This is a genomic window from Ruegeria sp. B1 (assembly GCF_056535885.1).
Genome location: NZ_JBQFJA010000001.1, coordinates 2,623,622 through 2,638,127, shown reverse-complemented (window position 1 = coordinate 2,638,127; position 14,506 = coordinate 2,623,622). Strand labels below are relative to the sequence as shown.

The following is a 14,506-nucleotide window of genomic DNA, read 5'->3' as shown; positions in this document are numbered from 1 at the left end:
GCCTACTCCGCCCAGTGAACTGTCATGCCGCTGAGAACCGCCGCGATGGGGGCCTCTTCGGGTGGCAGTGTCATGGCCTTGTCCAACGCCTCACGTTTGTCTGCGCCAAAAATGATCAGATGTTTGGACAGCGCCCCGTCCAGCACCGGGGCCGTCAATGTAATGCGCGGCTCGGGCTGTACGTCGGTGCGGGCCACGGCAAGAACCGGCGCGTGGCTGTCCAGCGCGGCCATCAGGCCGTCCATGCCGGGAAACAGCGAGGCGGTGTGCATGTCTGAACCCATGCCCAGAACCAGAACGGACAGGGGCAGGACCGGGGCAATCAGGCTTTCGATCTCGGGCAAAATCTCGTCTGGGTCATGGCCAGCAGCGTATAGCGGCAGATATTGCGCTACCGCTGCACGACCAGTCAGCAACCGCCCCCGAATCAAACGCTCGTTCGAGCGCTCGTGGTCGCCGGGTACACACCGTTCGTCCGTTGGCAGAATACGCACGCGGTCCCAATCCAGATCGGCCGCGCACAGCACGTCGAACACCGGCCCCGGCGTCGTGCCACCGGGAACCGCAAGTGACACCGTTTCATGGTGCAGCAGGGCCGATTTGAGGTTCCCCGCCAAAACGTTTGCCGCGTCTATGGCCAGCATGTCCCGGTCCGCATATTCCTGAATATTCATGGCTTTATCCCTTGCCACTGGCGACCATCTCTTTGAATCAGCAACTCGGCGTCGCCCGGACCGGTGCTGCCGCTGTCATAAGGTTTTGGCACATCACCCCGCGCCTGCCAGCCCGCAATGATCGGATCGGTCCAGGCCCACGCCGCCTCAACCTCATCGCCGCGCATAAAGAGCGTCTGATTGCCCCGGATGACATCCATCACCAAGCGCTCATAGGCGTCCGGCGGGTCCTGATTTTCAGGGCCCAGCGCCTCGGCAAAGCTCATGTCCAGCGGCACGTCCACCAATCGCATCCCGCCCGGTCCCGGCTCTTTGATCGTCACCTTCAGCGTGATGCCTTCGTTCGGCTGCAGCCGGATCGACAAGGCGTTGGCATGACGCCCCGCGGCTTCGCCAAAAATGGAATGCGGCGCATCCTTGAACTGTACATTGATCACCGAGGACCGCGCCACCAGACGTTTGCCCGTGCGCATGTAAAATGGCGTGCCGGCCCAGCGCCAGTTGCTGATCTGAGCCCGCAGCGCGACGTAGCTTTCGGTTGTCGAGCGCGGGTTTGCCACCGTGTCCCGGTAGCTGGGGCCGTCCGGGCCTGCGGAGAACTGACCACGCACGATGTGATGCGGTTCAACCGGGTCCAGCGCCCGGATCACCTTTAGCTTTTCGTCCCGCACGGCATCAGGGGCGAACTTGGCGGGCGGCTCCATCGCAATCAGGCACAAAAGCTGCATCAAATGGTTCTGCATCATGTCGCGCATGGCACCTGCGCGTTCATAATACTCCTCGCGCCCGTCAATACCGACGGTTTCCGCGACCGTGATCTGAATGTGGTCGACATACTGGCTGTTCCACAAGGGTTCGAACAGCATATTGCCAAACCGGACCGCCATCAGATTCTGAACCGTTTCCTTACCCAGATAATGATCAATGCGATAAATCTGACCTTCAGAGAAATGATCCGCCAGGGTCTCGTTCAGGGCGCGGGCGCTGTCCAGGTCATGACCAAAAGGCTTTTCGACAACGATCCTGCTCTGCCTTGTCGCCAGATGATGCGCCTGAATTTGCTCTGCCAGGGGGCCGAATAATCGCGGGCCGACCGAAAAGTAAAAGGCCCGGACGCGATCCGCTTGCAACTTGTCTGCAAGCTGTCCCCATCCGCCAGTCGACAACGCGTCCAGCGCCACATAGTCCACCCGCTGCAGAAAATGCTCCAACACCCGGGTGTCACGGCACTGCCGCGGCGCATGCGCCCGCAGCGAGTCAGAGACGATCTGACGAAAGGCGTCGCGGTCATGATCCCGCCGCGCCACGCCGATAATCTGCACCGCATCCGGCCATTGTCCGGCACAAAACCGTCTGAACAGCGCCGGCAGGATCTTGCGCTGAGCCAGATCACCGGTTCCGCCGAATATGACCAGATCAAACGGGTCAACTGGTATGACGCGAGACACCATAGGACGTCCTTAACCCGCTGCTGATTTCATGTCCAATGTTAGCGCAACCATATCGGCAGTTTTCTTCCTCATCAAAACTCTGTCAGGACAGTCGTGAGGCACTTAACTCAAACATGACAAACGGCTAAGTCAGTTTGATGACGACCAAGAACCGGATACGGCAATGAAAGACACCGCCCCGCAAATCGCCAATGCCGGCAAGTTTCAGGATAAACTGGTGACCGCAGACGGCCAGGCGCGTGCCTCGGTCTCGCTCAGCGATCCTGAAACGCTGTGGTTCAATACCGGAACGCTGTGTAACATCGAATGTGAGAACTGCTATATCCTCAGCAGTCCCAAAAACGACGCGCTGGTGTACATCACGGCTGCCGAAGTGATCGATTATCTGGATCAGATCGAAACATGCGGCTGGCCGGTCCGCGAGATCGGGTTCACTGGCGGTGAACCGTTCATGAATCCCGAAATGATCGAGATGGCCCGCGCCGCTCTGTCGCGCGGGTACGAGGTTCTCATCCTGACAAATGCAATGCAGCCGATGATGCGCCACAAAATGCGCGACGGGCTGTTGGCGCTGCACCGCAACTACGGCACCAAGCTGACCCTGAGGATTTCGGTCGACCACTTTTTGCCGGAGTTGCATGACAAGGAGCGCGGCGTGGGCAGCTTTGCCAGAACACTGTCGGGCATGCAGTGGCTGCGCGATAACGGGGTCAAGATGGCAATTGCCGGGCGCTCTGTCTGGGGGGATACCGATGCGGAAAGCCGCGCAGGATATGCTGCGTTCTTTGCCGAGCACGACTTCGATATCGATGCGCAAAATCCCGGCGAAACCGTTCTGTTCCCGGAAATGGACGAATCTGTCGAAGTGCCCGAGATCACCACCGCGTGCTGGGGTATTCTCAACAAATCCCCGAAATCCGTAATGTGTGCCACGTCACGCATGGTCGTCAAACGCAAGGGGGCTGAGCGTCCTGCGGTGCTGGCCTGTACCTTGCTGCCCTATTCCCCTGAATTCGAAATGGGATCGACCCTGGCCGAGGCCGAAGCCGATGTGCACCTGAACCATCCCCATTGCGCGAAATTCTGCGTTTTGGGTGGGGCCAGTTGCTCGGGCTGAGGGTCAGTTCACCCGGAACTCCCCAACCAGGTTGCGCCATTCCCCGGGGCCGATCATCTTGCGGTGTGTGTAGCGGACAGAATGCAGCGGCCCCTCAATCTCTCGCTGCCAGTATTCTATGAAATCAAACAGTTTCGGATGATCCGGCGCCAGATCGTAGTCCTGCCAGACAAACGTATTTAGTACGTGGATATAGTCGGGCATGTGATAGAAAAACTCTGCCGTCGTCAGCCCGTACCCCTTGAGCATTAATTCTGTTTCACTTTGCTCCATGCAGACCTCCAATTTCTTTCAAGGTCTCTTCAGCGTAGCACAAAAACCACCTAATACTTAGATAACAATATGTTACTCGGATGTTACCGGCGTTTCTCATCCTGAAACAGGTTGCTTGCTTGCACCTTATGTACCGGGTCTGATAAGGTGCATCCACAAGATATAGACCCTGCACAAAGAACAGGCAGTTTACGTGAGCGATACGCCAGAAATCCCTGAAAACATGGATGAAACCCCGCCGGAGCGCCCCGTTTATGATGGCCCGACGGTGTCTATCGAATCCGAAATGCGCACGTCCTATCTGGACTATGCCATGTCGGTCATCGTCAGCCGCGCGATCCCCGATTTGCGCGACGGGTTGAAACCGGTGCACCGGCGCATCCTCTATGCGATGCACGAGTCGGGGAACACGCACGACAAGTCCTACCGCAAGTCGGCCCGTCCGGTGGGTGACGTGATGGGTAAATACCACCCACATGGCGACAGTGCTATCTATGACGCGCTGGTGCGGATGGCGCAGGATTTCTCGATGTCGCTGCCGCTGTTGGATGGTCAGGGTAACTTTGGCTCAATGGATGGCGATAACCCGGCGGCCATGCGGTATACCGAAGTGCGCATGGACAAACCCGCCGCGTCCCTGCTGGCCGATATCGAAAAAGAGACGGTCGATTTTCAGGACAACTACGACGGCAAAGACAAAGAGCCGACCGTCCTGCCCGCCCGTTTCCCGAACATGCTGGTCAATGGTGCCGGTGGTATCGCGGTAGGTATGGCGACCAACATCCCGCCGCACAATCTGGGCGAGGTGGTCGATGCGACTCTGGCACTGATCGACGATCCTGACCTTACGTCCGAGCAACTGATCGAATACGTGCCTGGCCCCGATTTCCCGACCGGTGGCGTCATGCTGGGCCGTTCCGGTGCGCGCAAGGCCTATCTGGAAGGGCGCGGCAGTGTCATCATTCGCTCGAAAACCCGCGTCGAGGAAATCCGCAAGGACCGGTACGCCATCATCGTGGACGAGATCCCCTATCAGGTGAACAAAGCCTCAATGATCGAAAAGATTGCCGAAGCGGTGCGCGAAAAACGCATCGAAGGTGTATCCCACGTTCAGGACGAATCCGACCGCAACGGTGTACGCGTCGTGGTCGAACTGAAACGCGACGCGACGCCCGAGGTGGTTCTGAACCAGCTCTTTCGTTTCTCACCGATGCAGACGTCCTTTGGCTGCAATATGCTGGCGCTGAACGGGGGTCGGCCCGAACAGCTAACCCTGCGCCGGTTCCTGACCTCGTTCATCGATTTCCGCGAGGATGTCGTTGCGCGGCGCACCGCGTATGACCTGCGCAAAGCGCGCGAGCGCAGCCACATCCTGTGTGGTCTTGCCGTCGCCGTGTCCAACGTAGACGAAGTGGTTGCCACGATCCGGTCATCGGCTGATGCGGCTGAGGCGCGCGAAAAGCTGATGACCCGCCGTTGGCCCGCCGCCGAAATCGAAGATTATCTGCGCCTGATCGACGATCCTCTGTCCAAGATGAACGACGATGGCACCTATAACCTGACCGAGGTTCAGGCCCGCGCCATCCTCGACCTGCGCCTGCAGCGCCTGACCCAGATCGGGGTCAAGGAAGTCACGGACGAGCTGGAAGAACTGGCCGGTAAGATCAAGGAATACCTCGATATTCTGTCCTCGCGCGAGCGCATTATGTCGATCATCGGTGACGAACTGCGTGATGTCCGCGCGCAATTCGCCGTGCCGCGTCGCACCGAGATTGTCGACTGGTCCGGCGACATGGAAGACGAAGACCTGATCGAGCGCGAGGACATGGTCGTAACCGTCACTTCGGGCGGCTATATCAAACGCACCCCGCTGGCCGATTTCCGCGCTCAGAAGCGTGGCGGCAAAGGCCTGTCGGGCATGCAGACAAAAGAAGAGGATGTTGTCACCAACCTCTTCGTCGCCAATACACACACGCAACTGCTGTTCTTCACCACCGATGGGATGGTCTACAAGCTCAAGACCTGGCGCCTGCCGCAGTCCAGCCGCACCGGCAAGGGCAAGGCGATCGTCAATATCCTGCCGATCCCAACCGGGGTTTCCATCGCTGCAATCATGCCCGTTGATGTGCCGGATGAAGAGTGGGAAAACCTCCATATCGTCTTCGCCACCAGCGCGGGTGACGTCCGCCGCAACCGGCTGTCGGATTTCACCAATGTCCGGCGCAATGGCAAGATTGCCATGAAACTGCCCGAAGGCGTGGAACTGGTGAATGCCCGCATTTGTTCCGAGGATGAAGACGTGATGCTGGTCACCAACTCCGGTCGCGCGATCCGGTTCCGCACAACCGATTTGCGCGTGTTCAATTCGCGCGAGTCGACAGGTGTGCGCGGCATCAAACTGACCAATGGCGACCGGGTTGTCTCCATGTCCGTCATACGCCACTTCGAAGCGGACCCGGACGAGCGCGCCGCGTATCTCAAGATGCGCCGCGCTGTGGCAGGTATCGCTGATGATGGCGAAATAGACGAGGACGAAGTGGCCCCCGGCGTGATCACGCAGGAACGCTATGCCGAGATGTCGGCTGCCGAGAACCTGATCCTGACTATCACCACAGGGGGTGCGGGCAAGCTGAGTTCCAGCCACGATTATCCGGTACGTGGGCGCGGCGGCATGGGCGTTGCGGCGATGGACAAGGCCATGCGCGGCGGTGAACTGGTCGCCTCGTTCCCGGTTGAGATCGACGATCAGATCATGCTGGCCACCTCCAAAGGCCAATCGATCCGGGTGCCGGTCGATGGCATATCCTTCCGGTCACGGTCGGCTGGCGGGGTGAAGGTGTTCAACACCGGCAAAGGCGAAGAAGTCGTCAGCGTCGCCTGGATCGCGGATCAGGGCGACGAAGACGACGCCGAAGACTGAACACCTTAAAAGGCCCGGAAGATTAATCCGGGCTTTTTCATTCTGGACGTCAGAGCACGGATCGCTCCAAATGAGCAGCACCCAATCCATCCATGGTACGGATGGGGTCCGTAAAGAGAATGTCCAAGCGCCAGAAGATGCCGGGATCGGCACCAGATTGCCCGAGTTTTTCGCAGTGCTTCACGCGCCAAGACGGCCTTTGCACCTTCGCCAATCAATTCTGGAAAACTTGACCCAATTGGATGACAGCCACAGATTAATGGGCCTAGGCACCCTGTGCCATCAGGGATGCATCGCGCCAATAGCTGAACGAGGACGATATGGCCGCTCCGACCATGGAAAACTGGGAAATGACGGCAGCGCTGAAAGATCTGACCGATTGGTTGATCCAGCAAGGCCTCGAAAACACCCCCGTCGAAAAGTGGCTGGAAGAATGCTGCATCCGGCTGGTTGCGGCGGGCATTCCTCTGCAACGCGCAAACATCACGTTGCGCGCCCATCACCCGGAAATCGGCACTATGGCATTCCGATGGTTCCGGGATCGCGAGAATGAACGTCAGGACTTCATGCGCCGTGCTGAGAATGACGTGCCCGAAGAATACAAGCTCAGCCCGATATACTATCTGCTCTCGAACAACGTCGAAGAGATAAGACAGAAACTGACGGTTGAGGATCCCGCACTGGATTTCCCGATTTTCGATGAGCTTCGAGAGCGCGGCGCGACGGATTACTACGCGGTCAAACGGTTCTTTCTGCTGGAAGATCAGGCCGCTGCTGTAGATCCGATGCGGGCGGAGGAAGGGGCTATCATCTCGCTCACAACCGATGCGCCGGGTGGGTTTTCCGATGCGCAGCTCGACGGGTTGCGCCAATTGATTTCGCCATTGTGCCTGACGCTCAAATGCGGCGCCAACAGGCTGATGGCCGAAGACATAACAGCGGCCTATCTGGGGCGTGATGCCAGCAAGCGGGTTCTTTCCGGCGATATCACACGCGGTTCGCTGGAAACGATCTCGGCGGTGATCTGGTATTTCGATCTGCAGGGATTCACCAAGCTGTCCGAAACGCTTCCGGGCAATGCGCTCATTGAGCTGCTGAACGATTGCTTCGCCGAAGCAGTGGACGTTGTCGAGCGCAACGGCGGAAATGTTCTAAAGTTCATGGGCGACGGAATGCTCGCCATCTTCGACATGGACCAGATCCCCGAGACCGGCAAAGTGGCGATAAAAGCCGCCATGGAGCTGCGGACAGCATTCGATGACCTGAACCAGCGCCGCACGGCAGAAGGCTTGTCAACCACCGGCTTTACGCTGGCCCTGCATGCCGGGGACGTCCTCTACGGAAACATTGGCGGCAAATCCCGTCTGGATTTCACAGTGGTCGGCCCGGCAGTGAATACCACCGCGCGCATTCTCGGTATGAGCAGCGCCGTGGATCAAACCATCGTCATCTCCGCCAAGGTGGCCGCCCCCTTGCTGGAGGATTTTCCGGAACTTGTGTCGCTGGGCCAATACCGCCTCCGGGGAGTCAGCGAACGCCAGGAGCTGTATACGCTGGACTAGCCTCTTGTCGAAGCTAGCTTGCGCCTCACACAGTATCGGTCAGATCATTCTGGCTGCCAACGAAACCGAAACTTAATCGATGGATGAGCGGTGCCGCCCAGCCTGAACCAGATGCCAAACGAAAAGAGGATTAGCCATGACCCATCCTGCCCTCACGTCTGACTCCGTTGCCGTCGTGACCGGCGGCGCTTCGGGAATCGGCTTGGCCTGCGCCAGAAGATTTGCGGGAATGGGTATGCACGTTGTTGTCTTAGACCGCGACGCGGAAAAGCTTGCGGCGGCTGAAAGCATCCTTCGAAACGCCGGGGCCACTGACGTCATGGTCGCATCAACGGATGTTGCGGACATCGGGCAGGTCGAAGCCCTTGCCAAGGACGTGACCGATGGGTTTGGCGGCACCGACATTCTCATGAACAACGCTGGGGTGGGCCTTCGCTCGTCCTGCACTGGGCCACGAGAGGCATGGGAACAGACGCTGGGTGTGAACCTTTGGGGGCCAATCAACGGCTGTCAGGCATTTGTTCCGGGCATGATCGCACGCGGTCGCCCGGGCGCGATCATCAATACGGGTTCGAAACAGGGTATCACAACGCCGCCCGGAAACCCCGCGTACAATGTTTCAAAATCCGCATTGAAAACCTTTACCGAGGCATTGTCGCATGAACTGCGCAACACCGAAGGCGCAAAGCTGACCGCGCATCTGCTGGTGCCGGGCTTTGTCCACACCGGCATGATCGGCGCGGCACAAAAGCCGCCATCCGCCTGGACCCCTGAGCAAACGGCAGACTTCTTCATCGACAGCATGAACCGGGGCGACTTTTACATCCTGTGCCCCGACAATGACGTCTCACGCGATATCGACGAGAAGCGCATCGCCTGGGCCGTCGGCGATGTCATTGAGAACCGTCCGGCATTGAGCCGATGGCATCCAGACTACGAACAGGCCTTTGCGGCTCACATGGACAAGACCTAGGTGCCGAGCGCTAGGGGTTTGAACACCCGGCCGTGCCAGCTGGTCTGTACGGTGCTACAGCCCGTACAAAGCCCCGAACTTCTCTTCCAGATAGTCCAATAAAGGTTCGGGCCCGGGTGAGACGCCGCTTGCGCGTTCGATCACGTCGCGCGGCGTATAGAGACCGCCGTATTGTTGCACGCGCTCGCGCAACCAACCGGTCGCGCCGGACGTGTCACCCCGGCTCAGCTGCGATTTCAGATCCGGCACAGCCTGGCTCAGCGCCTGATAGAGGCACCCGGCGTAGACATTGCCCAGCGCATAGGTCGGGAAATAACCGAACAGGCCAACCGACCAGTGAACATCCTGCAGACAGCCGTTTGATGGTATGTCGACCGCATAGCCGAAATCGGCCTTAAAGCGATCATTCCAGGCAGTTTCGAGATCACCCACCTGAAGATCTCCGGCCATCAGAGCGCGCTCGAGATCAAACCGCAGCATGATGTGCAGGTTATATTGCACCTCGTCGGCCTCGGTCCGGATGTATCCGTTGTGAACGCGATTGACCGTGGCATAGAACGCATCCGCACCGGGGATTCCGAAATCGCCGAACGCCTCGAGCATTTGCCCATATAGCCAGCCGGTGAAGGCGCGCGAGCGGCCAAGCTGGTTTTCATAGATGCGGCTTTGGCTTTCATGCACACCCATTGACACGCCCTGCCCCAGCGGCGTGAGCGCATAAGCCGGGTCAATGCCCTGCTCATAGGCGGCGTGGCCGACCTCGTGAATGGTGGAATAGAAACAGTTGAAGGGGTCTGTGGCGCTGGTGCGTGTGGTGATCCGCACGTCGGACCCGCTGCCCGAACTGAACGGATGCACGGCTTTGTCCACACGGCCCCGGTTCAGATCATACCCAAAAGCGACAGCCAGTTTCTGCGACAGGCGCATCTGGACCTGCTCGTCAAATGCGCCCTTTAAGGCCTTGGGTTCCGGGCGATCCAGAACGGCAGCGCGCAACGCGACCAGTCGCGGGCGCATCGCGTCAAAGATCGCAGCAATCTGAGCACCCGTAGTGTACGGCTCGTAATCCTCGACCATAGCGTCGTATATGTCGCCGCCCTGCGCCAGAGCAGCCCCCTCTTCGCGCTTCAACGCGACAACCTCTTCCAACACGGGCAAAAAGGCGGCCACGTCCTCGTCCGCCCGTGCCTCAGCCCATTTGCCCTGCGCCGCCGACGTGACGCGCGCTATGGTCTTGGCCAAATCGGCAGGAACCTTCACCGTGCGCTCATAGGACCGGCGTATCTCACGCAGCTGGGCATGACCTGCATCGCAGCTGGGTTCGGCCCGGTCCAGCCAGTCCGCCACCCGCGGGTCGGATCGGCGGGCATGCAGAACGGCTTCGATCGCGGCCATTTCTTCTGCGCGCTGCGGGGCTGCGCCGCGCGGCATCACGGTTTCCTGATCCCAGCCGAGCCGCCCGGCGATCTGTCCAATCGCCGAGGTTTCGCGCTGATAGGCCATCAGGTCATCAAATGCTGTCATCTGTGTCATGCTCCACGAAGCGAAGTTGAAATCGGATACGCAGTCAGGAAACGGGCACGCAATATCAACGTCCAGACCACGACCGCAAGGAACTGGTGGAAAATAGCGATCTGCCATGGGGCGGCATAGAGAACGGTGACGATCCCGACCACCACCTGCAGCGACAGTGCCGCAAACATCGCGTTGAACGCGAACCGGGTTTGTGGATGGGCACTGGTTCCACCGCGACGCCAGACGACAAAGGCAAAGATGAACAACAAATACCCCGCACAACGATGAATGAACTGCACCAGACCGGGGCTTTCAAAGAAGTTTCGCCACATCGGCTCCAGCATGGTTGCATCGGGTGGCAGGAGTTGACCGCCGATCAGCGGCCAGTCGGTATAGGACCGTCCGGCGTCGATCCCTGCAACCAACGCGCCGATGAGTATTTGCAAAAAGGTGAAGTGCAGCAGGCCGGTCGACAAGGAAAACAGCTTGGCCTCTTTGGTGCGCCGCGCCTGCATCAGGTCGCGTTCATCACGGCCAAGTTCAAAGATGTACCAGGCAAGGAAACCCAGGATCACAAAGGCCAGCCCCAGATGCACAGCCAGCCGGTAACTGGCAACAGCCGTCATCCCCTCGCCCTGCGTGACGCCCGAGGCAACCATCCACCAGCCAACGGCGCCCTGAACACCGCCCAGCGCGCCGGGGATCACCAGTTTTCCGGTCCAGCCGGTCGGGATATTCCGTGCAATCAGAAAGCCAAAGAAGCCGATGGCCCAGACCAGGCCGATTACCCGACCCAGCTGTCGATGGCCCCATTCCCACCAGTAGATGACCTTGAAATCCTGCAACTCCATCCACTGATTCTGGATGCGCCACTGGTCGATCTGTTTGTACTTATCGAATTCCGCCTGCCAGTCGGCGTCATTCAGAGGGGGTATCGCTCCGGTGATCGGTCGCCACTCGGTGATCGACAGGCCGCTATCCGTCAGGCGAGTCAAGCCGCCGACCGCAATCATCACGACGACGAGGGCGAACAGGACCATCAGCCACACCCGGATCGCCCCGCGCGCGCCACCGCGCCCCTTGTCGATCATGCCCGGTTGCACCGCCTGCTGCTTTTCGGTGTCTGAGACCTCTTCGAAGATGCTGCGCTTGCCGCTCATGCTGTCCTCATGTCCTGGATTTCGTCGCAAGCTAGGGCCAAGGTACGCCAAGGTCCAGCCTCAGCCCCTGTCCTTCCATCGGACCATCTGACGCATAATCCCGTGCAGCATCTGCACATCGGCCCGTGTCATGCGCATGCGCGACCACAGATTGCGCAGGTTGACCTTCATCCCTTCGGCTTTTTCGGGCGGATAGAAGAAGCCGGCCTCGTCCAATCGGTCTTCGTAATGCTCGACCAGCTTTTCCACTTCGACACCCGTGGCCCAGTCGCCTTTCCCCAGATCGGTGGTTTCATGCACCACGTCGCCGGTCTGGCGCATCCACTCATAGGCGGTCAGCAGCACGCATTGGCCCAGATTCAGTGAGGCATAGTCCGGGTTCACGGGCACCGAGATGATGGCGTTTGCCTTGGCGATGTCCTCATTCTCCAACCCGGCACGTTCCGGGCCAAACAGCACCGCCACCGTCTCGCCCGCCGCAACCTTTTCAGCGGCCAGCTGCATGGCGCGTTCCGGGCTGTAAACCGGTTTGGTCAGTCCGCGTTGCCGCGCCGTTGTTGCAAAAACAAAGGTGCTATCCGCGAGGGAACCGGCAAGATCGTCAAACAACTGCGCCTCATCCAGCAGCCGCCCGGCGCCGCTGGACATTGCCACGGCCTTGGGATTTGGCCACCCGTCCCGGGGTGCCACGATCCGCATCCGGTCCAGACCAAAGTTCCACATTGCCCGCGCGGCGGCACCAATGTTTTCCCCCATCTGCGGACGCACAAGCACAAAAGACGGCTGGGATGTATCGCTGGGCATCGCTCACTCCAAAAAACCTGGCCTGCTCTAATCCGACCACCGGGTCAGGGCAAGGTCGGGCGGCGGACAAAACCGGCGCCGCCGGGCATAAAAGTTTGCTTCCCGTCCGCAATCCGCTAAACCGCGCCAAAGACCAAGCCGAAGGACGCGTGAATGGACACCCCCGAGCAGCCCCAGATTTATCTGATCACCCCGCCGTCCATCGCGTTGGACTCCTTTCCCGATCAGTTGGCCCGCGTGCTCGATGGCGTCGAGATCGCCTGTATCCGCTTGGCGCTTGCGGGCGGTGACGAAGATGCCATCGCCCGCGCGGCAGATAGCTGTCGCGAGATTGCCCATGCGCGCGACGTTGCATTGGTGATCTCGAACCACGTGCCGCTGGCGCAGCGGCTGGGTCTGGATGGCGTGCATCTGGACGACGGGGCCCGTTCGGTCCGGTCTGCGCGCAAGAACCTGGGCGCGGATGCCATTGTGGGCAGCTTTTGCCGAGCGTCCAGCCATGACGGCATGACCGCGGGCGAAGCCGGAGCGGACTACGTCGCCTTTGGACCGGTCGGGAGTGGCAACCTCGGCGACGGAACGCGCGCGGAACGTGATCTCTTTCAGTGGTGGTCCGAAATGATCGAGGTCCCGGTCGTGGCCGAAGGCGGCCTGAACCCGGATCTGATCCGAGACCTGACGCCGTATACGGATTTCTTTGGCATCGGGGACGAGATCTGGTCCACTGAGGACCCTCTTGAGACATTGAAGGCGCTGAAAGCCGCCATGGGTTAGGCGACCAGCAGGGGCGTGACGATCAAATAGACGCCAGCGGCTGCAATGAGGATCGAGACCGTAGCGGATATTCGGTCTCGCAGACGCTCCGACCGACCCGACATTACGGCACCAATACCGAACGCCGCCGCAGCAGCACACCAGAGCGCCAGCAGAACACCTGCCCCGAACCCAAATATGGCGGGCGCGATGTGGTCTGGCGGGACACCCATGCCTCTTAGTGCGGCAGACAGGATGACGCCCTGTAGTAGCCCCATGGCAAGAACCACCAGCAGTCGCCAGACCTGCAGCCTTCGGAGGATCAGGTTCCACAGGGACACAACGACAATTGCAACGCTGCTTGCCTGCACTGCGATTGTGGGCGGCACGTTAATCCAATTGAGCAGTCCGCCGCCGAAACCGACCACCAAGCCCAGAGAAAAGAAGAGCATCTGCGCAACAACAAAGCGAGGGTTCAGCGACAGGAACACCAGTGCAAGAACAAGCAGACCCTGCGTGTACCAGGTCGCGGACACTTGGGCGACGCCTTTGGCAAAGTAAGCCTGTAGGGTCTGCTGGGTTGTCAGGGATGCACCACCCAGAAGCGGGATTAGCGGGCTGGTTTGACCCGCCTCCAGATACCCGGAATACGGCGCCGCGACGTGCTGCTGCTTGAGGACAACAGGCCCACTGCCAGCTGGCCAGGTCAGGCGCAGGCTGGACGCGCCATCTGGCAATGGCCCCGTCAGCAACAGTTTGGAAACCCGCACGGAGTCAGGATCGCCAACGGCAGGTATGCTCACCCCTTCATAATCCAGAAGTATGGGTTCACCGACCTCCACATGAAGGGTCTGCATCCAGTCTATGGTGAAGGCCTTGACCTCTGGTTCCAGTTCCGATGACACAGTCGCACGCAGTTTCCGATACTGCCCGTTATTCGCGACGTCGGGAGTGGCGGTGGGATCGAGCCCCGCCACAAACGCCTCCGCATTCAGGCTGATCTCCAGAAACAGGGTGTCGGATTTCGTCCAAAAGTCGATAACTGTGGGCGACGGAGACTGGGCGACGCTATCCTTGGACAGAACGCCCCCGGCGACCAAGACCGCCAATACGATAACTCGACCGCAGAGAGCGAGGGCAGAAAAAAACCCATCACTCATCAGGAATGCTCCAAAACCAATACACCAAACCTTCTCGACGAGTCTCCCGTCGATTCCGCTCGATAGCAAGGCAAAAGAGCCCTGCAGGCAGGACACCGCCGGGAATCTCGGACGACAGGCCTGTTCTGGCTTGCACGGTCACCG

12 protein-coding genes are annotated in these 14,506 nt (G+C 59.6%); 5 read left to right on the top strand and 7 right to left on the bottom strand.

Features of this window, described 5'->3' with window-relative positions; all coding sequences use genetic code 11:
- Positions 1-2: 2 nt before the first annotated feature.
- Positions 3-674 carry a 6-phosphogluconolactonase gene (pgl, locus tag ACR3ES_RS13000; protein WP_170434268.1) on the bottom strand — a complete coding sequence of 224 codons (672 nt, stop codon included), beginning with the start codon at positions 672-674 and terminating at the stop codon, positions 3-5.
- Positions 671-2,125: a glucose-6-phosphate dehydrogenase gene (zwf, locus tag ACR3ES_RS12995; protein WP_170434270.1), complete on the bottom strand. Its 1,455-nt coding sequence runs from the start codon at positions 2,123-2,125 to the stop codon at positions 671-673. The genes pgl and zwf overlap by 4 nt, the downstream gene beginning before the upstream one ends.
- Before the next feature lie 163 nt (positions 2,126-2,288).
- On the opposite strand from zwf, the gene ACR3ES_RS12990 reads away from it, so the two are divergent.
- On the top strand, positions 2,289-3,242 hold the full coding sequence (locus ACR3ES_RS12990) for a radical SAM family protein (protein ID WP_170434272.1): 954 nt from the start codon (positions 2,289-2,291) through the stop codon (positions 3,240-3,242).
- 3 nt (positions 3,243-3,245) lie between these two features.
- Here the strand turns inward: ACR3ES_RS12990 and ACR3ES_RS12985 are convergent, their stop codons facing one another.
- Positions 3,246-3,515 (bottom strand): usg protein, encoded by a 270-nt coding sequence (locus ACR3ES_RS12985; RefSeq protein WP_170434275.1) that lies wholly within the window; start codon positions 3,513-3,515, stop codon positions 3,246-3,248.
- A gap of 193 nt (positions 3,516-3,708) precedes the next feature.
- On the opposite strand from ACR3ES_RS12985, the gene gyrA reads away from it, so the two are divergent.
- From gyrA to ACR3ES_RS12970, 3 genes are all read left to right on the top strand, one after another.
- Positions 3,709-6,435 carry a DNA gyrase subunit A gene (gyrA, locus tag ACR3ES_RS12980; protein WP_170434277.1) on the top strand — a complete coding sequence of 909 codons (2,727 nt, stop codon included), beginning with the start codon at positions 3,709-3,711 and terminating at the stop codon, positions 6,433-6,435.
- Positions 6,436-6,755: 320 nt separating this feature from the next.
- The gene (locus ACR3ES_RS12975; protein ID WP_170434279.1) at positions 6,756-7,997 is read left to right on the top strand and encodes an adenylate/guanylate cyclase domain-containing protein; all 1,242 of its coding nucleotides are present in this window, start codon (positions 6,756-6,758) and stop codon (positions 7,995-7,997) included.
- Positions 7,998-8,133: 136 nt separating this feature from the next.
- Positions 8,134-8,970: an SDR family NAD(P)-dependent oxidoreductase gene (locus ACR3ES_RS12970; RefSeq protein ID WP_170434280.1), complete on the top strand. Its 837-nt coding sequence runs from the start codon at positions 8,134-8,136 to the stop codon at positions 8,968-8,970.
- A gap of 54 nt (positions 8,971-9,024) precedes the next feature.
- Here ACR3ES_RS12970 and ACR3ES_RS12965 read toward each other — a convergent pair whose 3' ends face one another.
- Genes ACR3ES_RS12965 through ACR3ES_RS12955 form a run of 3 tightly spaced genes read right to left on the bottom strand, consistent with a single transcriptional unit; the run spans position 9,025 to position 12,449 of the window.
- Entirely contained in the window at positions 9,025-10,494 is a 1,470-nt protein-coding gene (locus tag ACR3ES_RS12965; RefSeq protein WP_170434281.1) for a carboxypeptidase M32, read from the bottom strand.
- 5 nt (positions 10,495-10,499) lie between these two features.
- On the bottom strand, positions 10,500-11,645 hold the full coding sequence (gene ctaA / locus ACR3ES_RS12960; RefSeq protein ID WP_170434284.1) for a heme A synthase: 1,146 nt from the start codon (positions 11,643-11,645) through the stop codon (positions 10,500-10,502).
- Between the two features lie 60 nt (positions 11,646-11,705).
- Positions 11,706-12,449, bottom strand: a complete 744-nt coding sequence (locus tag ACR3ES_RS12955) for an RNA methyltransferase (RefSeq protein WP_170434285.1) — start codon at positions 12,447-12,449, stop codon at positions 11,706-11,708.
- Positions 12,450-12,602: 153 nt separating this feature from the next.
- Between ACR3ES_RS12955 and ACR3ES_RS12950 the strand changes: the two genes are divergently transcribed.
- Positions 12,603-13,223, top strand: a complete 621-nt coding sequence (locus ACR3ES_RS12950) for a thiamine phosphate synthase (RefSeq protein WP_170434287.1) — start codon at positions 12,603-12,605, stop codon at positions 13,221-13,223.
- On the opposite strand, the gene ACR3ES_RS12945 is transcribed toward ACR3ES_RS12950, so the two are convergent.
- A complete protein-coding gene (locus tag ACR3ES_RS12945; protein WP_170434289.1) occupies positions 13,220-14,362 on the bottom strand; it encodes a HupE/UreJ family protein in 1,143 nt (380 codons plus the stop codon). The genes ACR3ES_RS12950 and ACR3ES_RS12945 overlap by 4 nt on opposite strands.
- Positions 14,363-14,506 lie beyond the last annotated feature (144 nt).